Raw genomic sequence first — 22,851 nt, 5'->3', positions numbered from 1 at the left:
TTTCCGACGTTTCCGACGTTTCCGGCGTTTCCGGCGTTTCCGGCGTTCCGCGTTCCGACGTTCCCAGCGTTTCCCGTATTTTCGCCGTTCCCCACGTTTCCCGGCGTTCCGAGCGTTTCCGGGCGTTCCGGCGTTCCGGCGTTCCAGCGTTCCCAGCGTTTTCCGCAGTTCCCGTATTCCGGCGTTCCCCGCGTTTCCCGGCGTTCCGAGCGTTTCCGGGCGTTCCCGGCGTTCCCGGCGTCTCCAGCGTTTCCGGCATTTCCGGCATTTCCGGCATTTCCGGCATTTCCGGCATTTCCCATGGAAACCGACCCACTGCTTGTGCGTGTGCGTGTGCGTGTGCGTTGCCGGGACCGTGTGTTGCCATGAATGGCAACGCCGAGCCCCCGGGCGTGAGGGCGCTTTGCTTGCGAGGCACCGCCTCGCAAGCGCCCGAACGCACAGGCGCCAGCGGCTGGGGCGGAGCGCGGCGCGGGGTTTGCTGCGTGTCCCGGCACCCCACCCGCACCGCGCCAGCCCAGCCGACGACCCCGACAGGACGCCATTGCTGTTGCGGCTGCCTTTACCAACACACACCCCACGACACCCCACACCCCCACCACCGGATAAACTGTCGGTCACTGTCACCGCTGGTCGCACCATGTCCGACATTCTCAGCCGCACCCATGCCGTTGCCCTGGACGCCGCCGATCCCCTGCGCGCCATCCGCAGCGAGTTCGTGTTCCCGCAGCACAACCATCGCGACCAGGTCTACTTCGTCGGCAATTCGCTTGGCCTGCAGCCGCGGGCTGCGCGCGCGGCGGTGCAGGAGGTGATGGACAAATGGGCCAGCCTGGCCGTCGAGGGCCACTTCACCGGTGACACCCAGTGGCTGCGCTACCACCGTCTGGTCAGCGAACAGCTCGCCCGCGTCGTGGGCGCGTTGCCCACTGAAGTGGTCGCCATGAACACCCTCAGCGTCAACCTGCACCTGATGATGGTCAGCTTCTACCGCCCCAGCGCGCAGCGCCCGGCGATCCTGATCGAAGCCGGCGCGTTTCCGACCGATCGCCACGCGGTCGAATCGCAGATCCGCTTCCATGGCTTCGACCCGGCCACCGACCTCATCGAGGTGCAGCCCGACGAACCCAACGGCACGATTTCCCTGCAGGCCATCGAGCGTGCGATCACCCAACACGGCCCGCGCCTGGCGCTGGTGCTGTGGCCCGGCGTGCAGTACCGCAGCGGCCAGGTGTTCGACCTGGAGGCGATCACCCGCATGGCCCGCCTGCAGGGCGCCCGGGTCGGTTTCGACCTGGCGCACTCGGTCGGCAACGTGCCCCTGCACCTGCATGACATCGCGCCCGACTTCGCGGTCTGGTGCCATTACAAGTACCTCAACGCCGGCCCGGGCGCCGTGGCCGGCTGCTTCGTCCATGAACGCCACCACCGCGACACCACCCTGCCGCGTTTTGCCGGGTGGTGGGGACACGAAGAGGCTACCCGCTTCAAGATGGCCCCGCAGTTCGTGCCCGCCATCGGCGCCGAAGGCTGGCAGTTGAGCAACCCGCCGGTGCTGGGGCTGGCGCCGCTGCGCGCGGCCCTGGACGTGGTCGACAAGGCCGGCGGTATCGCCGCGCTGCGCGCCAAATCGTTGCGCCTCACCGGGCTGCTGGATGCGCTGGTGCGCGCCCGTCTGGCCGGCGTGCTGGAGGTGCTCACCCCCAGCGAACCCGAGCGTCGCGGCTGCCAGCTCTCGCTGCGCGTGGTCGGCGGGCGCGAGCGTGGGCGCAGCCTGTTCGAGTACCTGCAGACCGTGGGCGTGCTCGGCGACTGGCGCGAGCCCGACGTCATCCGCATCTCGCCCACCCCGCTCTACAACCGTTACCAGGACCTGCACCACTTCATCGACGAAGTGGGCGCCTGGGCCGGCCACTAAGCCGCGCTCCCTCCCCCTTGCGGACACCGACTTGATCGCTACCCCCTCACGCTCGCTGAGCATCATCGGCGCCGGCCTGGCCGGCTCCCTGCTCGCCATCCTGCTGTCGCGCCAAGGCTGGCGCATCACCCTCTACGAGCGCCGCGGCGACCCGCGCATCAGCGACTACGAGTCCGGCCGTTCGATCAACCTGGCGCTGGCCGAACGCGGGCGCAATGCGCTGCGCCAGGCGGGCGTGGAAGACGCGGTCATGGCCAAGGCCGTGATGATGCGCGGCCGGATGGTGCATCCCCGCCAGGGCGAGCCGCAGTTGCAGCGCTACGGCCGCGACGACAGCGAGGTGATCTGGTCGATCCACCGCAAGGACCTCAACACCACGCTGCTGCAGCTGGCCGAGGACGCCGGCGCGCAGGTGCACTTCCACCGCCGCCTGCACACCGTGGATTTCGATGCCGGCTACGCCCGCTTCATCGACGACCGCGACGACCAGCCGCATGACATCCGCTTCGACACCCTGATCGGCGCCGACGGTGCCGGCTCGGCGCTGCGCGCGGCGATGAACCGCAAGCAGCCGCTGGACGAGCGCATCGAGTTCCTGGACCACTCCTACAAGGAGCTGGAGATCCCGCCGACCGCCGACGGTGGCTTCCGCATCGAGGCCAACGCCCTGCACATCTGGCCGCGCGGGCATTACATGTGCATCGCCCTGCCCAACGACGAAGGCACCTTCACCGTCACCCTGTTCCTGCCCAACACGGGCGAGCCCAGCTTCGCCACCACCACCACGGGCGCCGAAGCCGAGGCGCTGTTCGCGCGCGACTTCCCCGATGCGCTGGCGCTGATCCCCAACCTGCGCCGCGACTGGGAAGAACATCCGCCGGGCCTGCTCGGCACGCTGCACCTCACCCACTGGCACCTGCAGGGCCGCGCCGTGCTGCTCGGCGATGCCGCGCATGCGATGGTGCCGTTCCACGGCCAGGGCATGAACTGCGCGTTCGAGGACTGCGTGGCGCTGGCCGGCCACCTGCTGGCGCAGGATTCGCTGGCCGCGGCCTTCGCCGCGTTCGAGGCCGACCGCAAGCCGAATGCCGAGGCGATCCAGCAGATGGCGCTAGAGAACTACCTGGAGATGCGCGACCGCGTGGCCGATCCGGCGTTCCTGCTCCAGCGCGAGCTCGAACAGGCGCTGCAGGCACGCTGGCCGACCCGCTTCGTGCCGCACTACACCATGGTGACCTTCCTGCACACACCGTATGCGGTGGCGCTGGCGCGCACCGACCTGCAGCGGCGCATCCTGGAGGACGCCACCGCCGGGCATGACAGCCTGGACCACATCGACTGGCCGGCGCTGGAGCGGATCGTGCACGCGCAGTTGCCGGTGCTGGAGGGCGCACACTGATGGCAGACAGCTTCCTGTTCTACGACCTGGAGACCTTCGGCCAGGATCCTCGGCGCACCCGCATCGCGCAGTTCGCCGCGATCCGTACCGATGCCGAGCTGAACATCATCGAGGCGCCGGTCAGCTTCTACGTCAAGCCGGCCGACGACCTGCTGCCCTCGCCGGTGGCCACGCTGATCACCGGCATCACCCCGCAGCACGCGCTCGCCACCGGCGTCAGCGAGGCCGACGCGTTTTCGCGCATCAACGACCTGATGGCGCGACCGGGCACCTGCTCGCTGGGCTACAACACGCTGCGCTTCGACGATGAGTTCGTACGCCACGGGTTGTTCCGCAACTTCTACGATCCCTACGAGCGTGAGTGGCGCAACGGCAATTCGCGTTGGGACCTGCTGGACATGATGCGCCTGCTGCACGCGCTGCGCCCCGAGGGCGTGGCGTGGCCGCAGCGCGAAGATGGCGCCACCTCGTTCAAACTCGAGCACCTGGCCACCGCCAACGACGTGCGCCAGGGCGATGCCCATGAAGCGCTGTCGGACGTGTACGCCACCATCGGCATGGCACGCCTGTTCAAGCAGGCGCAGCCGCGGCTGTGGGACTACGCCCTGAAGCTGCGCGACAAGCGCTTCGTGGCCAGCCTGCTCGACGTGGAGGCGATGCAGCCGGTCCTGCACATCTCGATGCGCTATCCGGCCCAGCGCCTGTGCGCCGCCCCGGTGCTGCCGCTGGCACGCCATCCGTACATCAGCAACCGGGTCATCGTGTTCGACCTGGACGGCGACGTCGACGCGCTGCTGGCATTGCCCGCCGAGACCATCGCCGCGCGCCTGTACACCCGCGCCGCCGACCTTGCCGAGGGCGAACAGCGCGTGCCGCTCAAGGAAGTACACGTCAACAAGGTGCCTGCGCTGGTCGCCTGGAACCACCTGCGCGCCGCCGACCATGCGCGCCTTGGCCTGGACGTGGCCGCCATCGAAGCCAAGGCAGCGCGCCTGCGCGAGCTGGGACCGGCATTGGCCGAGAAGGCCCGCCAGGTGTTCGGCGGCGAACGTGCGCTGCCCCCAAGCGACGTGGATGCCTCGCTGTACGACGGTTTCCTGGCCGACGGCGACAAGGCATTGATGGCCCGCATCCGCACGAGTCCACCGGCCGAACTGGCCAGCTTCGCCGAGCGCCTGCGCGATCCGCGCATGCCCGAGCTGCTGTTCCGCTACCGCGCACGCAATCATCTGGACACCCTGGACGCGACCGAGCACTCACGCTGGAACGACTATCGTCGCCAGCGCCTGCTCGGCGACACCGCGCTGGGCGAGCAGAACCTGCCGCAGTTCCGCCAACAACTGGATGCACTGGCCACCGAGCACGCCGCCGACCCGGCCCGGCTCGCCCTGCTGCAACAGTTGCGCGACTGGGGCACCCACCTGGAGCAGAGCCTGTGAGCAGCTATTTCACCCCCAAGAGCTTCACGTTCCTGCGTGGGCTGGCCCGCAACAACGACAAGACCTGGTTCAACGAGCACAAACCGCAGTACGAGGAGCACGTGCGCCAGCCGTTCCTGCGCCTGATCGCCGACCTGCAGCCCGACCTGGCCGCAGTCAGCGAGCATTTCCGCGCCGACCCGCGCGGCGTGGGTGGCTCGCTGTTCCGCATCTACCGCGACGCGCGCTTCTCCAACGACAAATCGCCCTACAAGAGCTGGCAGGGCGCGCGCCTGTTCCATGAGCGCCGCAGGCAGGTACCCGCGCCGTCGTTCTACATCCACCTGCAGCCAGGCGAAAGCTTCGTCGGTGCCGGCCTGTGGCATCCCGAGCCGGCCACGCAGCGCAAGGTGCGGCATTTCATCGTCGACAACCCGGGCAGCTGGAAGGCCGCCGCGCACTCGCCGGTGCTGCGGAAGAAGTTCGACTTCGAGGAAAGCGAAAAGCTGGTGCGTGCCCCGCGCGGCTTCGAGCCGGACTTCGAGTTCATCGACGACCTCAAACACCGCAACTGGGTGTTCTGGCGCGCGCTGGACGACGCCACCATGACCGGCCCGCGCCTGCGCCAGACCATCGCCGCCGACCTGGTCACGCTGGGGCCGTTCGTGGACTACCTGTGCGCCGCGCTGGACCTGGAGTTCTGAGCCGCATGCCGACGCCGTCTCCCGTGGCGCTGCGCCCGCTCGGCCGCAGCGGCCTGCAGGTATCGCAGGTCGCGCTGGGCTGCTCGGGCTTCTGGGGCCATCGCCGTTTCGCCGAAGACCAGGCCGAGCGCATCGTGCGCTACGCGCTGGAGCGCGGCGTCAACCTGTTCGACACCGGCCACAATTACGCCGCCTTCAATGCCGAGCCGCGGCTGGGGCGCATCCTCCAGCGCGCGTTCGCCGCGCACCCGCGCGATGGGCTGGTGATCTCCAGCAAGGCCGGCACCCTCACCGGGCAGGCCGGGGTAAGCGGTGCCGAACACCGCGATTTTTCCCCGGAGGCCATCGAGCGCAGCTGCGCCGCCTCGCTGCGCAACCTGCACTGCGACCACCTGGACATCTTCCAGCTGCACGGCATCGGCGTGCCACAGATCACCGACGAGTTGCTCTCGGCACTGGCGCGCATGCGCCGCAACGGCATGTTCCGCCTGCTCGGCATCAATACCCACACGGCCGGCACCATGCAGTTCATGGCCGCCCACCCCGGCATGTTCGATGTCGCGCTGATCGACTACAACGCCCTGCAGCAGGACCGCGAACCGCTGATCGCGGCCATGCACGCGGCGGGCATCGGCGTCCTGGCCGGCACCGTGCTGGCCCAGGGCCACCTGCTGCCCGCACGGCCGCGGGTGCCGCGCCTGGCCGACGCGTGGTACCTCGCCCGCGCGTGGTTGAAGCCGTCCAGCCGCGAACTGATGCGCAGTGCGCGCACGATGCAGCGCGCGGTCGCCACGGTGCGGTCGCAGACGCCCGCGCAGACCGCATTCGCCTACGTGCTGCAGAACCCGGCGATCGCCAGCGGCGTGCTCGGCACCACCCGCATCGGCAACCTGGCGCAGGTCCTGGACACGCGGGTGGACGCACTGCAAGCGGACGAGCGCGCGCGCCTGGTGGCCGCCTTCCAGTCAGGGCGATCGCCAAGCCAGTAAGCCTTCACATTTCCCGACACCCACTGCGGCAAGCTCAACCCGATGCCCTGCAGATGCGTGATGTGATGAAAAAGCTTCTCTGGTTGCTGCTGGCCCTGCTGCTGCTGTTGGCAGGCGTGTTTTTCAGTGGCCCCTACCTCACCGTGCACGGCCTGTCGCAGGCCATCGAAACCCGCGACACCGCCAAGCTCGACCGCTACGTGGACTTCCCGATGCTGCGGGCCAACCTGCGCGCGCAGCTCAACGACTACGTGGTCCGCCGCGCTGGCGCTGACGTGCAGTCCAACGTCATCGGCGCGCTGCTGCTGTCGGCCAGCGAAACGCTCACCGGCACCGCGGTGGACGCGATGGTCACCCCGACCGGGATCGGCGCGCTGCTGGAAGGCCACACCCTGTGGAAACGCGCCCGCAACGACCTGGAAAGCAGCGACGCGTACGCGGCACCGCGCAAGGCACGGCCGCTGCAGGGCGCCACGCATCGCTTCGAGTCGTTGTCGCGCTTCACCGCCACCACCCACACCCCGGATGGCACCCCCGTGGTTTTCGTGCTGCAGCGCTCCGGCCTGCGCTGGAAGCTGGTCGACATCCGCCTGCCGCTGGTCAGCGCGCCGGATGTGCCGTCGGGCCTGCCGCTCCGGTAAGCACGGCCGCGGCCCGCCGCGGCGATAGGTCAGCCGTCGTTCGCGACGCCATGCGGTACGTGGCCGGCGGCCACGCGCTGGTGCTGGCGGGCGCTGTCGATGTTGTGCTGCGAATCGTCGAAGAAGATGTCGGCCCCGAACGCTTCCAGGAACGGCCCCTTGTGCCGCCCGCCCAGGAACAGCGCTTCATCCAGGCGCACGCCCCACTCGCGCAGCGTGCGGATCACCCGCTCGTGCGCCGGCGCCGAACGCGCGGTGACCAGCGCGGTGCGGATCGGGGCATCCTCGCCCGAGGGGAACACGGCCTGCAGGGTGTGCAGGGCGGAGAGGAAGTTGCGGAACGGGCCGCCGCTGAGCGGCTCGCGCGCGTTCTCGCGCTCGTGCCGGCCAAACGCTTCCACGCCCTGCTCGCGCGAGATGCGCTCGCTCTCATCGCCGAAGATCACCGCATCGCCATCGAAGGCGATCCGCAGCTGGCCCAGCGGCCGGCCCAGGTCGACCTGCTCGGCCGCGGCGATGGTCTCGCCTGGCGGCTTGGGCAGGATGGTGGCCGCCGCGATGCCGTGCAGCAGCGCGCGGCGCACCGATTCCGGGTTGGCCGACAGGAACAAGTCGGTACCGAACGGCTTCACGTAGGGCCAGGTCGGCTCGCCGGCAGTGAACGTGGCGCGGATGATGCCCAGGCCGTAGTGCTGGATGGAATTGAAGATGCGCAGGCCGGTGTCGGCCGAGTTGCGCGAAAGCAGGATCACTTCCACGCGCGGCGACTCCGGCGACTGGCCCTGGTTGAGCGCCAACAGCTTGCGCACTACCGGGAACGCCACGCCGGGGCGCAGTACGTCGTCCTCGTGCTTGCGCTGGTACTCGGCGTAGGCGTCCACGCCTTCGGCCTCGAACAGCGCGTGGCCTTCTTCCAGGTCGAACAGCGCGCGCGAGGTCACCGCGACGGTCAGCAGACGGGGGGTGTTGTCGCCCATGGCACTCAGCAATCCAATGCGGCCGCAGCGGCCGGCCAGCCATTGTCCCACAGTGCGCGGCCATCACGCCCGGGTGGGCTCAGAACATGAACTGTTCGCTGAGGATGCGGTCTTCCAGGTTGTGCTCCTGGTCGAACAGCAGCGTCACCCGGCGCTCGCGCGACTCGCGGATGGTCACTTCCACCACGTCGCGGGTTTCGTGCGAGTCGGCGGTCACGCTGACCGGGCGCTTGTAGGGGTCCAGCACGCGGAAGCGCACTTCGGTGTCGGCCTTGAGGATCGCCCCACGCCAGCGACGCGGGCGGTACGGGGCCAGCGGGGTGAGCGCGATGGTGTGCGAGCCCAGCGGCAGGATCGGGCCGTGCGCGGAATAGTTGTAGGCGGTGCTGCCGGCCGGGGTGGCCACCAGCACGCCATCGCCGATCAGCTCGGCCACCCGCTCCTGGCCATTGAGGTCCACGCCGATGTGCGCGGCCTGGCGGGTCTGGCGCAGCAGCGACACATCGTTGTACGCCAGCGACCCGGTGGTGGTGCCCGATTCGGTCAGCGCCAGCATCTCCAGCGGGCGCAGATTGGCCGGCTCGGCCGCCGCCAGGCGTGCCGGCAGGTCGTCATCACGGAACTGGTTCATCAGGAAACCCACCGTGCCCAGCTTCATCCCGAACACCGGCTTGCCCAGCGCCGCGTAGCGATGCAGGGTCTGCAGCATGAAGCCATCGCCGCCGAGCGGGCACAGCACATCGGCCTGCTCGGGCGCGCACGTGCCATGCCGGGCCAGCATGACGGCCAGGGCCTGCTGCGCGGCCTCGGTGTTGCTGGCCAGGAAGGCGATACGGGGGGTGTCGCTCATCGGTGGATCCGGGTGGGGTATGCCAGCAAGAGCATACCCGGTCGTGCCGGCCGCTGGCCGGGTCCGCCCATCCGCCGTCGGGTCGATGCGATTGCCGGGCAGCGGCGAGCACCACGACCGGAAACGAAAACGGCCCCGCGATTGCGGGGCCGTTTCCTTTTCATGCCACCGGGCAGCGCCCGGCGCTATCGCTTACGCGCCATGGGCCGCCAATTGGCCCAGACGCTGGACGGCAACCGACACCGTCGGGTAGTCCAAGGTCTTCTGCTCGGCCAGTTCGGCCAGCATCGACAGCGTGAAGCGCAGGCTGCTGTCGTCACGACCGATCCACGCGGCCACCTTGGCTTCGGCACTGCCGCCCTTCATCGACAGCACCTGGGCAGCCAGGTTGCGGTGATGGGCGGCCAGCTCGTCGCGCAGCACGCCACGGGCCACGGCGTGCCAGCGGCCATTGACCTCCAGCGCGTCGATCTGCTCGAACAACCACGGCAGCTGCAGGGCATCGCCCAGGCGGAAGTGGATCTTGGACACATCCACCGGCTTGAGCTTGCGGGTACGCGCCAGTTCGATGATGTCGAACGCCGGTTCCAGGAACTGCAGCTCGGACAACTGCTGCGCCAGTGCCGGCGGCAGGCCCTTTTCCTTCCACTCGGCCACGCTGGCCTCGTAGGCCGGGCGCTGGGAATCGGGCAGCACGCCGGAGGCGACGCGGATGTCGTTGAAGGCCGCCTGGTAGCGGTTGACCGCCTCGGTGATGCCTGGCATCGCACCCGGGCGCGACAGCAGCCAGCGCACGAACGAACGCTGCAGCTTCCAGATCACTTCCAGCGCGTCGATCTGCACCGACTCCGGCAGCGTGCCGTCGAGGGCGTCGATCTGGGCCCACAGGGCGCGCGCGTCCAGCGTTTCACGGCTGATCGTGTAGGCCTTGGCGACCTCGGCGATGCTGCGGCCGGTGTCTTCCTGCATGCGCATCAGGAAGGTGGCACCCATCCGGTTGATGGTCTGGTTGGTCACGGCCGTGGCGATGATTTCGCGCTTCAGGCGGTGACGTTCCATCGCGTCGGCGTACTTCTTCTGCAGCGGCGTGGGGAAGTAGCGCTGCAGTTCCTTGGACAGGTACGGGTCTTCGGGGATGTCCGAATCCAGCAGCTGGGCGAACGCGACCAGCTTGGAATAGGACAGCAGCACCGACAGCTCCGGCCGGGTCAGGCCCTGGCCACGCGCCTTGCGCGCGGACAGCTCGGCGTCGGAGGGCAGGAACTCGATCTGGCGATCGAGCAGGCCCTGCTGCTCCAGCGTACGGATGAAGTGCTGCTTGGAGCCCAGGCGCTTGACCGCCATCCGCTCCATAAGGCTCAGGGCCTGGTTCTGGCGGTAGTTGTCGTTGAGCACCAGCGCGGCCACTTCGTCGGTCATCGACGCCAGCAGCTTGTTGCGCTGTTCGACGGTCAACTTCTTGGCCCGGACCACGTCATTGAGCAGGATCTTGATGTTGACTTCGTGGTCGGAGGTATCCACGCCGGCCGAGTTGTCGATGAAGTCGGTGTTGAGCAGCACGCCGGCCTGGGCGGCCTCGATGCGGCCGAGCTGGGTCATGCCCAGGTTGCCGCCCTCGCCCACGACCTTGCAGCGCAGCTCGCCACCGTTGACGCGCAGTGCGTTGTTGGCGCGGTCGCCCACATCGCTGTGCTGCTCGGTCGAGGCCTTGACGTAGGTGCCGATGCCGCCATTCCACAGCAGGTCCACCGGCGCCTTGAGGATGGCGCTCATCAGGTCGTTCGGCGACAGCGCCTTGACGTTATCGTCCAGGCCCAACGCCTCGCGCACCTGCGGGGTGATCTCGATCGACTTCAGCGAGCGCGGGTAGATGCCACCGCCCTTGCTGATCAGCTTGGCATCGTAGTCGGCCCAGCTGGAGCGCGGCACGGTGAACAGGCGCTCGCGCTCGACGAACGTGCTGGCCGCATCCGGGTTCGGGTCCAGGAAGATGTGGCGGTGGTCGAACGCGGCCACCAGGCGGATGTGGCGCGACAGCAGCATGCCGTTGCCGAACACGTCGCCGGACATGTCGCCCACGCCCACCGTGGTGAAGTCCTGGCTCTGGCTGTCACGGCCCAGGGCACGGAAGTGGCGCTTGACCGACTCCCACGCACCGCGCGCGGTGATGCCCATGCCCTTGTGGTCGTAACCGACCGAACCACCGGAGGCGAACGCATCGCCCATCCAGAAGCCGTGCGCGATGGCCAGGCCGTTGGCGATGTCGGAGAAGGTCGCGGTGCCCTTGTCGGCGGCCACCACCAAGTACGGGTCGTCCATGTCGTGGCGGACCACGTCCACCGGCGGCACGATCTTGTTGTTGACGATGTTGTCGGTGATGTCCAGCAGGCCCTGGATGAACAGCTTGTAGCAGGCCACGCCGTTGGCGAACACCGCATCACGGTCGCCGTTCACCGGCGGAGTCTTGGCGAAGAAGCCGCCCTTCGCGCCCACCGGCACGATGACCGTGTTCTTGACCATCTGCGCCTTGACCAAGCCCAGCACCTCGGTGCGGAAGTCTTCGCGACGGTCCGACCAGCGCAGGCCGCCACGGGCCACGGCACCGAAACGCAGGTGGGTACCTTCTACGCGCGGGCCGTACACGAAGATTTCGCGGTACGGGCGCGGCTTGGGCAGGTCCGGCACCAGCGCCGAATCGAACTTGAAGCTGATGACATGGCCCGGACGGCCATCGGCATCGGTCTGGTAGTAGCTGGTACGCAGGGTCGCATCGATCACGCCCATGAAGCTGCGCAGGATGCGGTCCTCGTCCAGGCTGGAGACGCGGTCCATCAGCTTGACCAGCGCGTCACGCGCGGCATCCATCTGCGCGGCACGGTCGCCCTTGCGCGCATCGACCACGGTCTTGAGCACCTTCAGGGTGGCCTCGTCGCCGCCGGCGAGCACGGTCAGGTGCGCACGCAGCTGGGCCTGGCCCTCGGCGATGGCCTCCTTGCTCTCATGCCCGGTGGCCGGGTCGAAGCGGGCTTCGAACAGCTCCACCAGCAGGCGCGCCAGCAGCGGGTAGCGGGTGAAGGTGCCTTCCACATAGGCCTGCGAGAACGGCACGCCGGTCTGCAGCAGGTACTTGCAGTAGCCACGCAGCATGGCGACCTGGCGCCAATGCAGGCCGGCAGCCAGCACGAGGCGGTTGAAGCCGTCGTTCTCGGCATCGCCGTGCCACACGCGGGCGAAGGTTTCGCCGAAGGCGGCATCCACGCTCGGCGCGTCGATGGCACCGGCCACCGATTCGACCTCGAAGTCCTGTACGTAGACCGGGGCGTTGTCGACCGTCAGGCGGTACGGACGCTCGGCGATCACGCGCAGGCCCATGTTTTCCATCATCGGCAGCGCGTCCGACAGCGGGATGTCGTCCAGCTGGCGATACAGCTTCAGGCGCAGGCCGTCACCGCCGTCGCGCTGCACGGCCTGCAGGCTCAGGCGCAGGTCGTCCGGACCGGTCAGCGCGTCGAGCTGGCTGACGTCGTTGGCCGCGATCTCGGTGCTGGAGTCTTCGATGTAGCCGGCCGGCAATGCCTTGCCGATACGCGCGGCAATGCGCAGGCCTTCGCTTTCGCCGTGGCGGGCCACCAGCGCTTCACGCAGGTCGTCCTGCCAGTTGCGCAGCACCTGGGCCAGCTTCTGTTCCAGCACGCTGGTGTCCACTTCCAGGGTCTGGCCAGCCTTCGGGCGCACGATCAGGTGCACCTGGGCCAGCGGCGATTCGCCGAGCACCACCGAGCTGTCCACGTATTCGCCCTGCAGGGCGTCCTTGAGCATGGCTTCGATGCGCAGGCGCACATCGGTGTTGAAGCGTTCGCGCGGCAGGTAGACCAGCGCGGAGATGAAGCGGCTGTACTTGTCGCGGCGCAGGAACAGCCGGCTGCGCACGCGCTCCTGCAGGCCCAGCACGCCCATCGCGGTGCGGAACAGCTCGTCCTCGCTGGACTGGAACAGCTCTTCGCGCGGCAGGGTTTCCAGGATGTGGCGCAGGGCCTTGCCGCTGTGGCTGCTCGGCGCCAGGCCGGACTGGGTCATCACGTATTCGTGGCGCTGGCGCACCAGCGGGATCTCCCACGGGCGGCGGTTGTAGGCGCTGGAGGTGAACAGGCCGAGGAAGCGCTGCTCGCCGATGATCTTGCCCTTGGCGTCGAATTCCAGCACGCCGATGTAGTCCATGTAGCCGGCGCGGTGCACGCGCGAACGGGCATTGGTCTTGGTCAGGATCAGCGCGTCCTTCAACCCGGTGGTGGCGTTGAGGCCCTGCGCGGCCAGGGTCTTGACCGGACGGGCGGCGGACTTGTCCTTGCCGCGCATCAGGCCCAGGCCGGTTTCATTGAGCGGTGCCAGCACCTCTTCCTTGCCCTGCTTCTCCACGCGGTATTCGCGGTAGCCGAAGAAGGTGAAGTGGTTGTCGGCGGCCCAGCGCAGGAATTCCTGCGCTTCGGCGCGCGAGGCGGCATCGATCGGGAGCTGGCGGCTGCCGAGGTCCTCGGCCAGGCTCTGCGCCTTGGCACGCATCGCGTCCCAGTCGTGGACGATGGCACGCACCTCGTCCAGCGCCTTGACGATCGCCTGCTCGACGTCGGCCATGGCATCGGCCGGCTGGCGGTCGATTTCCAGCAGCATCACCGACTCGGCGTTGCCCTCGCTGACGCCGCTGAGCTTGCCGGCCTTGTCGCGCGCGAAGCGGATCACCGGGTGGCCCAGCACGTGCACGCCGATGCCATGCTCGGCCAGCGACATGGTCACCGTGTCGACCAGGAACGGCATGTCGTCATTGACGATCTGCAGCACCGTATGCGGCGATTCCCACCCGTTGGCCTTCAGGCTCGGGTTGAACACGCGGACATTGGCCTTGCCCGGCTTGCGGACACGCGCGAATTCCAGCGTGTCCGCCGCCAGCGCAGCCCACTCCTCGGCGGTGTGGTGGGGGAACTCGTCCGCCTCCATGCGCTTGTAGAAGTCGGCGGCGAAAGCCACTGCCTCGGCCTGCCCGGCCGCCGGGTAGCGCTTGCGCAAGGCCGTGTACACCGGCTCCAGCGAGAAGCCCACTGGCGAAACAGTCTGCGTATCGGCTGGTTTGGATTTGTTTTTCACGGTCTTGGCTGCTGGTTTTTGCGGTTTCATGGCAGAGCGGTGCGTGTTGCTCAGTTGGGAAAATGAAATTGTAGGCCTACCGCACAAAAATACCTTGCTGCAGGACGGAATAAGGCAAATCGGGTTGGGTGGCGTTTACGTCGCGATGGTCAATCCGCACGAGTACGGACGCTCGCGTAGGAGATCCACGCAGGCAAGCATCGGCCACTTCCGTGGCAACTTGACGATGGGTATCAAATCCGCGGCAAACACAAGGCTTCTCCAATTCTGAACTGGACGGTATAGTCCATCGCGTGAATCCCCCCCACCCCGCCGCCAGCACCCTGGATGCGCGCGATCAGCGCGTGTTCGATGCCGTGCGCGATCTGTTCTCCACCCAGGGCATGCAGATCAGCATGGATGCGGTGGCCCAGCAGGCCGGCTGCTCCAAGCAGACCCTCTACAGCCGCTACGGCAGCAAGCAGGAACTGCTGCGCCGGGTCATGCAGCGGCATGTCAGCCGGGCCACGGCCGGCCTGCACAGCCTGGACCAGGGCGACCTGCGCGGCAGCCTGCTGCAGTTCGCCACCGACTACCTGGAGCACTGCAACCAGCCGCACGTGGCCCAGGCCCGGCGACTGATCGCCGCCGACTCCCCGCATTTCCCGCAGGAAGCCCGCGCCCTGTACCGCGACGGGGCGGGCGCGCTCGTTCTTCACGTCGCTGAATGGCTCCAGGCGCGCACCGCGCTGGGCCAGTTGGGGCATGACGACCCGCACTTCATGGCCGAACTGCTATTGAGCATGATCGCCGGCTTGGATTTCGAGAAACAGCGCTTCCACACCCCCCACCGCGCTGACGCCACCGTGCGCCGCCGCTGGGCCGAATTCTCCGTTGACAGCTTCCTGCGCGCGTTCGCCGTGCCGGAGACCGCCGCGGCATCGCATTCAAACCAACACCGGAGTTTTTCCTGATGATCGCCCCACTCCGCAGCCTTGCCCTGACCTGCGCAGTTGCTGTCGCACTGACCGCTTGCAAGAAGCCAGAGCAACAGACGCCCCCGCCGCCGGAAGTGGGCGTGATCGATGCCAAGCCGCAGACCCTGCCGTTGCAGCGTGAGCTGGTCGGCCGCCTGTCGCCCTACCGCAGCGCCGACGTCCGCGCCCGCGTGCCCGGGGTGCTGCTCAAGCGCGTCTACCAGGAAGGCGCCGACGTCAAGCAGGGCCAGGTCCTGTTCCTGATCGACCCGGCCCCGCTGCGTGCCTCCTTGAACGCGTCGCAGGCCGAGCTGGCGTCCGCGCAGGCCACCTACGCCAACGCCAAGGCCGCCGCCAACCGCGCCCGTTCGCTGGCGCCGCAGAAGTACGTCTCCAAGTCCGACCTGGACGCAGCAGAAGCCACCGAGCGCACCGCTGCGGCGGCCGTGCAGCAGGCCCAGGCGGCGCTGACCAGCGCGAAGATCAACCTCGGCTATGCCGAAGTGACCTCGCCGATCAGCGGCCGCGCCGGCAAGCAGCAGGTCACCGAAGGCGCGCTGGTCGGCCAGGGCGATGTCACCCTGCTGACCACCGTGGACCAGCTGGACCCGCTGTACGTCAACTTCTCCATGAGCGTGGACGAACTGACCCAGATGCGCGCCGCGCAGGCCAAGGGCCAGCTGGCGCTGAGCGGGGACGGCAAATCCACCGTGCAGGTCAAGCTGGCCGACGGCACCCTCTACGACCAGCCGGGCACGCTGGACTTCTCCTCGACCACCGTCGACCCCACCACCGGCGCGGTCTCGCTGCGCGCGGTACTGCCCAACCCGCAGCAGATCCTGCTGCCGGGTGCCTTCGTCAGCTTCCAGGCCACCCTCGGCGAGCGCAACAACGCGTTCCTGGTGCCGTTGCAGGCGCTCCAGCGCGATACCACCGGCGGCTACGTGCTGGTGGTCGGCAAGGACGGCAAGGTGGCGCGCAAGAACGTCAAGAGCGAGGGCCAGCAGGGCGGCAACTGGCTGGTCAGTGGCGGTCTTGATGCGGGCGACAAGGTGATCGTGGCGGGCGTGCAGAAGGTCAAGGAAGGGGCGCCGGCCACGGCCAAGCCGTGGGATCCGGCCAGCGCCGCAGCCAACGGCCAGGCCCCGGCCGCGGGGGGAGCCGCACCGGCCGCCGCCAAGCCCGACGCCGCTGCAAAACCCGCCGACGCGACTGCCGACAAGGCCGACGCGGCCCCGGCTGCCGAATCGAACAAGCAATAACGGGAACCCTCCGTCATGCCTAAATTTTTCATTGAACACCCGGTATTCGCCTGGGTGGTCGCGATCCTGATCTCGCTGTCCGGCGTGATCTCGATCCTCGGGCTGGGCGTAGAGTCCTACCCCAGCATCGCACCGCCCCAGGTGACGGTGAGCGCCACCTACCCCGGCGCCAGCGCCGACACCGCCGAAAAGTCGGTCACCCAGGTGATCGAGCAGCAGCTGACCGGTATCGATCACCTGCTGTATTTCAGCTCGTCCTCCGCGTCCAACGGCCGCGTCACCATCACCCTCACCTTCGAGACCGGCACCGACGCGGACATCGCCCAGGTGCAGGTGCAGAACAAGGTGTCGCTGGCCACGCCGCGCCTGCCGACCGAAGTCACCCAGCAGGGCGTGGTGGTGGCCAAGGCCAACGCCGGCTTCCTGATGGTGGTGGCATTGCAGTCGGACACCGCGTCGATCGACCGTGACGCGCTGAACGACATCGTCGGCTCGCGCGTGCTCGACCAGATCTCGCGCATCCCCGGCGTCGGCAGCACCCAGCAGTTCGGCTCCGAGTACGCCATGAACATCTGGCTCAACCCGGAAAAGATGCAGGGCTACGGCCTGTCGGCCAGCCAGGTGCTGGCCGCGATCAAGGACCAGAACGTGCAGTTCGCGGCCGGTTCGCTGGGTGCCGATCCGTCGCCGGAGGGGCATTACTTCACGGCCACGGTGTCGGCCGAAGGCCGCTTCAGCTCGCCGCAGGAATTCGAGAACATCATCCTGCGCGCCAACGCGGATGGTTCGCGGGTGATGCTCAAGGACATCGCACGCATCGCCTTCGGTGCCAACAACTACGGCTTTGACACCCAGTACAACGGCAAGCCGACCGGTGCCTTCGCGATCCAGCTGCTGCCGGGCGCCAACGCCCTGAACGTGGCCAACGCGGTCACCGCCAAGATGGACGAACTGGCCCCGAGCTTCCCGGCCGGTGTCAGCTGGTTCTCGCCGTACGACAGCACCACCTTCGTGAAGATCTCCATCGAGGAAGTGGTCAAGACGCTGATCGAAGCAGTGGCACTGGTGTTCCTGGTGATGCTGATCTTCCTGCAGAACTTCCGCGCAACCCTGATCCCGACCCTGGTCATCCCGGTGGCCCTGCTCGGTACCTTCCTGGGCATGAGCGTCATCGGCTTCACCATCAACCAGCTCACCCTGTTTGCGATGGTGCTGGCGATCGGCATCGTGGTCGATGACGCCATCGTGGTGATCGAGAACGTCGAGCGGATCATGACCGAGGAGAAGCTGCCGCCCAAGGCCGCTACCCAGAAGGCCATGACCCAGATCACCGGCGCGGTGGTGGCCATCACCGTGGTGCTGGCGGCGGTGTTCATCCCGTCCGCGCTGCAGGGCGGTGCCGCCGGCGAGATCTACAAGCAGTTCGCGCTGACCATCGCCATCGCGATGGGCTTCTCCGCGTTTCTGGCGCTGGGCTTCACCCCCGCACTGTGCGCGACGTTCCTCAAGCCGACCCACAGCGACAAGCCCAACGTCGTCTACCGCACCTTCAACAAGTACTACGACAAGATCAGTGGCACCTACGTGGGCCACATCACCTCGGCGGTGCGCCATGCGCCGCGCTGGATGATCCTGTTCGTGGTGCTCACCGTGCTGTGCGGTTTCCTGTTCACCCGCATGCCGGGCAGCTTCCTGCCCGAGGAAGACCAGGGCTACGCCCTGGCGATCGTGCAGCTGCCGCCGGGCTCGACCAAGGCCCAGACCAACCAGGCCTTCGCACAGATGCGGGGCGTGCTCAAGGACCAGGAAGGGTTCGAGGGCATGCTGCAGGTGGCCGGTTTCAGCTTCGTCGGCTCGGGCGAAAACGTGGGCATGGGCTTCATCCGCCTCAAGCCCTGGGCGGATCGCAAGGTCACCGTGCCCGAGTTCATCCAGAAGATGAACGGTGCCTTCTATGGCATCAAGGAAGCGCAGATCTTCGTGGTCAACCTGCCCACCGTGCAGGGCCTGGGCCAGTTCGGCGGCTTCGACATGTGGCTGCAGGACCGTGGCGGCGCCGGCTATGAACAGCTGACGCAGGCGCGCAACATCCTGCTCGGCAAGGCGGCGCAGGAGAGCGACCTGCTCACCGGCGTGCGCCCCAACGGGCTGGAAAACGCACCGCAGCTGCAGTTGCACGTGGACCGCGTGCAGGCCCAGACCATGGGCCTGTCGGTGTCGGACGTGTACAGCACCATCCAGCTGATGCTGGCCCCGGTGTACGTCAACGACTTCTTCTACGAAGGCCGCATCAAGCGGGTGACGATGCAGGCCGATGGCCCGTACCGCACCGGTGCCGAATCGCTCAACAGCTTCTATACGCCCAGCAGCCTGCAGACCAACGCGGACGGCACCCCGGCGATGATCCCGTTGAGCACCGTGGTGAAGTCCGACTGGGTGTCCGCACCGCCGTCGCTGAGCCGCTACAACGGTTACTCGGCGGTCAATATCGTCGGTTCGCAGGCACCGGGGCGCAGCTCGGGTGAGGCGATGCAGGCGATGGAGCGGATCGTCAGCGACGACCTGCCGGCCGGCTTCGGCTACGACTGGTCCGGCATGTCCTACCAGGAAATCCTGGCCGGCAACGCCGCCACGCTGCTGCTGGTGCTGTCCATCGTGGTGGTGTTCCTGTGCCTGGCCGCGCTGTATGAAAGCTGGTCGATCCCGGTGGCGGTGCTGCTGGTGGTGCCGCTGGGCGTGCTCGGTGCACTGGCGTTCTCGCTGGCGCGCGGCCTGCCCAACGATCTGTACTTCAAGATCGGCCTGATCACGGTGATCGGCCTGGCGGCCAAGAACGCGATCCTGATCGTGGAGTTCGCGGTGGAGCAGCGTGCGGCGGGCAAGACCCTGCGCGAGGCCACCATCGAGGCCTCCCGCCTGCGCTTCCGCCCGATCCTGATGACCTCCTTCGCGTTCATCCTGGGCGTGGTGCCGATGGCCATCTCCACCGGCGCCGGCGCCAATGCCCGTCACGCCATCGGTACCGGCGTGATCGGCGGCATGGTGTTCGCCACCTTCCTGGGCCTGCTGATGATCCCGGTGTTCTTCATCGTGGTCCGCCGCATGCTGGGCGACAAGCTGGACGAACCGTCCAAGGAGTTCCTGGAACGCCAGGGCGAAGCCAACACGGCGCACCGTCCGGATCGTTGATCCGGGCAGTACGCTGCTGAAACGAAAAGCCCCGGCTCACGCCGGGGCTTTTTTTTGGGTCTTCACCCGTATGCGGGGCAAGCACGAAGTGCGCGCTCAATCCTTTGCCGCGCGGCGGTCGGAGGATCGGGCGCTGGGGTCTCTGCGCCCGATCCACCGACCAGTATCAGAAAAGCCTTGCTTCGGCCTGCTTACCGCAAGCCGAGCCCCTTAGCGGCCGGTAGGCTCCTGGGCAAAGTAAAGAGGGAGGCCGCCAGGCCGGAGGACACTCCGCCAGGGGCCTACCGGCCGCCAAGGGGCCCTCACGCGCGCGACAGGCCCAAGCGGAGGCACAGCCCGATCCACACACGCCGCCGACCCTACCCCGTCCCACTCGTAACAGCGTCGTGTTCACTCTGCGACGGCCCTTGTAAAAAGAGGCTCCCCTCGGATGGGAGAAGTCCCTTTTTTGTGCCGATCTCAACAGGGTGTCACGCCATATGGGGCTGCATTGCCTCCATGCTGGCGTCATGTCGTTACCGAACGCGGGGCTCTGCGTGCCGTCGAGCAAAGTTCGACCCTACCTCCGGCGCCCGAGCGCGATCCTGACGCGCGCAACCAACCCCCACGCGCACGCCTTGCGGGGGTGGGGTCGGTTCCCAGACGACCGCCGATAGCGCTCGTCGGCGCTGTAACGCATGACCCCGAACAACACAGCGCCCACGGTGATCCGGCGACGCGTCAGCGAAGCAGCGCCACCACTACGCACGCGACGACGATGGCCAGCGATGGCCACTGCATCGGCAGGAAAAAGAAATGGTGGCGGGCATGCTCGCCAGCCGCGCGCGGGCCGCGATTGAGCACCAGACCCAGCAGCACATTGAGTGCCGCACCACTGCCGAATCCAAGCAGAAGCTGGGTCAGCGAGGTATTGCCTTTGGCAACGGCTGGATCGGGCCACAGCCACATCAGCAGCAGCAAGGTGGCGATGGGCGTGAGCAGGGTCAGAAATCCTGCGCCTCGGTAGATGAGCATGAGGTTTCCTGGGGCGTTGTGTTGAGTTGCGGCCGGGCATCGTACAGCGCTGGAGATGCCCGTGGCGATCCGCGTGGCGCCTCGGTCTTGGGCGCGGCGCGCGCGCAAACGATGTCGCAATCAACACGCACCGCATTTTCTGTACGCCGCAACACAACTTCGTGTGAGCAGCCACGCTACAAAGAGCTTCCCATCCATATCCGATGATCGATTCACTGCACAGAGAGGGAGAACAGGCATGGCACGTTCTGGATTCAACCCACACTGGCCCGCAGCCCTGCTGGTTCCTTGGCTGGCGGTGGTGTTCCCCGCGCACGCAGGCGGTGTTGTCGTGTGCGACAACTGCGCCAACCCGAAGCAGGCCGCCGTAGGGTCCGGCGCGGGAACCACGCTCGTGGTCGACTTGCTGCAGGTGAAGATCAGCGGCTATGAGGTCGAGTACGACCGGGAACTGAAGCGCTACCGCGCACTCCCGACCCAGATCCCCGCGCCGGTGAACGACGCCTTCCTGCGCGTCATGGCCCTTGCCGAATCACACGGCGCGGCAGGTGCTGCGGTCACCCCACAGGCAGGCGGCAACGGCGCGGTCATCCCGGTCCATCCCGACGATCCCGGCGGCGCCAATGGCATTTCGTTTCCGGAGGATTTCAAGGGCCTCACCGCTTACGATGTCGTCCAGTCCGCCACCACGCGATCGCAGCTTGAAACGCGTATTGGCAGCGCGTTCTCCGGCGCTACGACCGGCAGCACCGTGTGGAATTCGCTTTCCACCACACTGTCATCGGTAGGATTGAGCTTTGTCAGTCGCCTGTTTGGTGTCAGCTCCGTCACCTACGCCGTCACTTGGCGGGACGGATCACAGACCCTGCTTAAGCTGGAGCCGGACTCCGTCCACCAAGCGCAGTATGTCAAAGGCAAGAGCCGCGATGCGCAGGGGAATCCCATTCCCGATGCAGCCGCCACTGGCCCGGAAGCACCCGACATCTTCGGCGGCGACTATCACTTCCAGGATCGCCACGCGATCGAAAACTGGCTGCAGGCAGCCAAGCTCTATGGCGTACATGTCGACAATGTGGGACTAACAGCCTTGCAGCTGCGATGCACATGGAATGGCCAGACACTTGCCTGCAGCGGCCGCTGACACGGAGCGGCCAAGCAATGTTCTGGTCAACAGCCTCCAAGGCGCGGACGGCGTCCCCACGCGGGAACGCCGTCACATGACTCAGCGCAACCCGGTCTCGTTGCGCGCGATCACCAGCCGCTGGATCTCCGAGGTGCCCTCGTAGATCTCGGTGATCTTGGCATCACGGAAGTAACGCTCCAGCGGCATTTCCTTGGAGTAGCCCATGCCGCCGTGGATCTGCACGGCCTGGTGGGTGATCCACATCGCCGCTTCGGACGCGGTCAGCTTGGCAATCGCCGCTTCGTTGCTGAAGCGCTTGCCCTGCCCCTTGACCCAGGCCGCGCGCAGGGTCAGCAGCAGCGCTGCGTCCAGCTTGCACTTCATGTCGGCGATCTTGGCCTGGGTCATCTGGAAGGTACCGATGGCGGCACCAAAGGCCTTGCGGTCCTTCACGTACTCCAGGGTGGCTTCATACGCCGCGCGGGCAATACCAATCGCCTGCGAGGCGATGCCGATGCGGCCGGCGTCGAGCACGCCCATGGCGATCTTGAAGCCCTCGCCCTCCTTGCCCAGCACGTCGTCGGCGCTGGCCACGTAGTCCTGGAACTCGATCTCGCAGGTGGCCGAGGCGCGGATGCCCAGCTTCGGCTCGGTCTTGCCGCGGTGGAAGCCAGCCTTGTCGGTGTCGATCATGAACGCCGTGATGCCGCGCGCGCCCTGGTCCGGGTCGGTCATCGCGAACAGCACGATATATTTGGCGACCGGGCCGGAGGTGATCCAGCTCTTCTTGCCGTTGATCACGAACGTGCCGTCGGCCTGCTTGACCGCGCGGCAACGCATGGCGGTGGCGTCCGACCCGGACTGCGGCTCGGTCAGCGCGAACGCGCCGATGGCCTCGCCTTCGGCGATGGCGCGCACGTAGGTCTGCTTCTGCGCTTCGGTGCCGTGGGTGAGGATGCCGTTGCAGAACAGCGAGTTGTTGACCGACATGATGGTCGAATGAGCGGCGTCGCCGGCGGCGACCTCCACCATCGCCAGCACGTAGGCGATCGGGTCCATGCCCGCGCCGCCATACTCGGCCGGCACTTCGATGCCCATCAGCCCGTTCTCGCCCAGCAGGCGGATGTTCTCCAGCGGGAATTCGCCGGTACGGTCATGATGTTCGGCGCTGGGCGCGATCTTTTCCTGCGCGATGCGACGCGCGACGTCCTGCAGCATCAACTGCTCTTCGGTAAAGCTGAAATCCACAACACCCTCCCAGGAACATATGGT

At 67.3% G+C, this 22,851-nt stretch carries 14 protein-coding genes and 1 pseudogene; 10 read left to right on the top strand and 5 right to left on the bottom strand.

Annotated features, from left to right (window positions below; all coding sequences use genetic code 11):
• The first annotated feature begins 640 nt into the window (after positions 1-640).
• The 6 genes from kynU to AC06FD_RS03905 all read left to right on the top strand — a co-directional run bounded on the left by kynU (position 641) and on the right by AC06FD_RS03905 (position 7,069).
• Positions 641-1,918 carry a kynureninase gene (gene kynU, locus AC06FD_RS03930; protein WP_478077012.1) on the top strand — a complete coding sequence of 426 codons (1,278 nt, stop codon included), beginning with the start codon at positions 641-643 and terminating at the stop codon, positions 1,916-1,918.
• A gap of 31 nt (positions 1,919-1,949) precedes the next feature.
• On the top strand, positions 1,950-3,317 hold the full coding sequence (locus AC06FD_RS03925; protein WP_394162661.1) for an FAD-dependent oxidoreductase: 1,368 nt from the start codon (positions 1,950-1,952) through the stop codon (positions 3,315-3,317).
• Complete coding sequence (gene sbcB / locus AC06FD_RS03920) at positions 3,317-4,756, top strand: exodeoxyribonuclease I (protein WP_394162660.1); 1,440 nt, start codon at positions 3,317-3,319, stop codon at positions 4,754-4,756. The genes AC06FD_RS03925 and sbcB overlap by 1 nt, the downstream gene beginning before the upstream one ends.
• Positions 4,753-5,439 carry a DUF2461 domain-containing protein gene (locus AC06FD_RS03915; protein WP_478077011.1) on the top strand — a complete coding sequence of 229 codons (687 nt, stop codon included), beginning with the start codon at positions 4,753-4,755 and terminating at the stop codon, positions 5,437-5,439. Before sbcB ends, AC06FD_RS03915 begins: the two co-directional genes overlap by 4 nt.
• Positions 5,440-5,444: 5 nt before the next feature.
• Positions 5,445-6,428 carry an aldo/keto reductase gene (locus tag AC06FD_RS03910; protein WP_478047036.1) on the top strand — a complete coding sequence of 328 codons (984 nt, stop codon included), beginning with the start codon at positions 5,445-5,447 and terminating at the stop codon, positions 6,426-6,428.
• A gap of 65 nt (positions 6,429-6,493) precedes the next feature.
• Positions 6,494-7,069, top strand: coding sequence for a DUF2939 domain-containing protein (locus AC06FD_RS03905; RefSeq protein WP_478077010.1), 576 nt, complete (start codon positions 6,494-6,496; stop codon positions 7,067-7,069).
• Between the two features lie 29 nt (positions 7,070-7,098).
• Here the strand turns inward: AC06FD_RS03905 and AC06FD_RS03900 are convergent, their stop codons facing one another.
• The 3 genes and pseudogenes from AC06FD_RS03900 to AC06FD_RS03890 form a co-directional block, all read right to left on the bottom strand.
• Complete coding sequence (locus AC06FD_RS03900; RefSeq protein WP_259203230.1) at positions 7,099-8,046, bottom strand: 5'-nucleotidase; 948 nt, start codon at positions 8,044-8,046, stop codon at positions 7,099-7,101.
• Positions 8,047-8,125: 79 nt separating this feature from the next.
• Complete coding sequence (locus AC06FD_RS03895; protein ID WP_478047038.1) at positions 8,126-8,896, bottom strand: NAD kinase; 771 nt, start codon at positions 8,894-8,896, stop codon at positions 8,126-8,128.
• A 192-nt stretch (positions 8,897-9,088) separates the two neighbouring features.
• A pseudogene (locus tag AC06FD_RS03890) lies at positions 9,089-13,984 on the bottom strand (NAD-glutamate dehydrogenase); the annotation flags it as partial.
• A 344-nt stretch (positions 13,985-14,328) separates the two neighbouring features.
• Between AC06FD_RS03890 and AC06FD_RS03885 the strand changes: the two are divergent.
• The 3 genes from AC06FD_RS03885 to AC06FD_RS03875 are packed head-to-tail and all read left to right on the top strand — an operon-like array spanning position 14,329 to position 19,442.
• Entirely contained in the window at positions 14,329-14,988 is a 660-nt protein-coding gene (locus AC06FD_RS03885; RefSeq protein WP_259203235.1) for a TetR/AcrR family transcriptional regulator, read from the top strand.
• Entirely contained in the window at positions 14,988-16,253 is a 1,266-nt protein-coding gene (locus AC06FD_RS03880; RefSeq protein WP_259203237.1) for an efflux RND transporter periplasmic adaptor subunit, read from the top strand. Before AC06FD_RS03885 ends, AC06FD_RS03880 begins: the two co-directional genes overlap by 1 nt.
• Before the next feature lie 15 nt (positions 16,254-16,268).
• Entirely contained in the window at positions 16,269-19,442 is a 3,174-nt protein-coding gene (locus tag AC06FD_RS03875; protein WP_259203238.1) for a multidrug efflux RND transporter permease subunit, read from the top strand.
• Positions 19,443-20,162: 720 nt separating this feature from the next.
• On the opposite strand, the gene AC06FD_RS03870 is transcribed toward AC06FD_RS03875, so the two are convergent.
• Positions 20,163-20,456 (bottom strand): hypothetical protein, encoded by a 294-nt coding sequence (locus AC06FD_RS03870; protein WP_478047040.1) that lies wholly within the window; start codon positions 20,454-20,456, stop codon positions 20,163-20,165.
• 238 nt (positions 20,457-20,694) lie between these two features.
• Here AC06FD_RS03870 and AC06FD_RS03865 point away from each other — a divergent pair, with 238 nt between their 5' ends.
• A complete protein-coding gene (locus AC06FD_RS03865) occupies positions 20,695-21,597 on the top strand; it encodes a hypothetical protein (RefSeq protein ID WP_478077009.1) in 903 nt (300 codons plus the stop codon).
• Positions 21,598-21,678: 81 nt separating this feature from the next.
• Here the strand turns inward: AC06FD_RS03865 and AC06FD_RS03860 are convergent, their stop codons facing one another.
• Positions 21,679-22,827, bottom strand: coding sequence for an acyl-CoA dehydrogenase family protein (locus tag AC06FD_RS03860; protein ID WP_259203242.1), 1,149 nt, complete (start codon positions 22,825-22,827; stop codon positions 21,679-21,681).
• Positions 22,828-22,851 lie beyond the last annotated feature (24 nt).

Source organism: Stenotrophomonas sp. Steno-Z1, from assembly GCF_056393175.1.
This window is presented reverse-complemented; position numbering and strand designations above follow the sequence as displayed.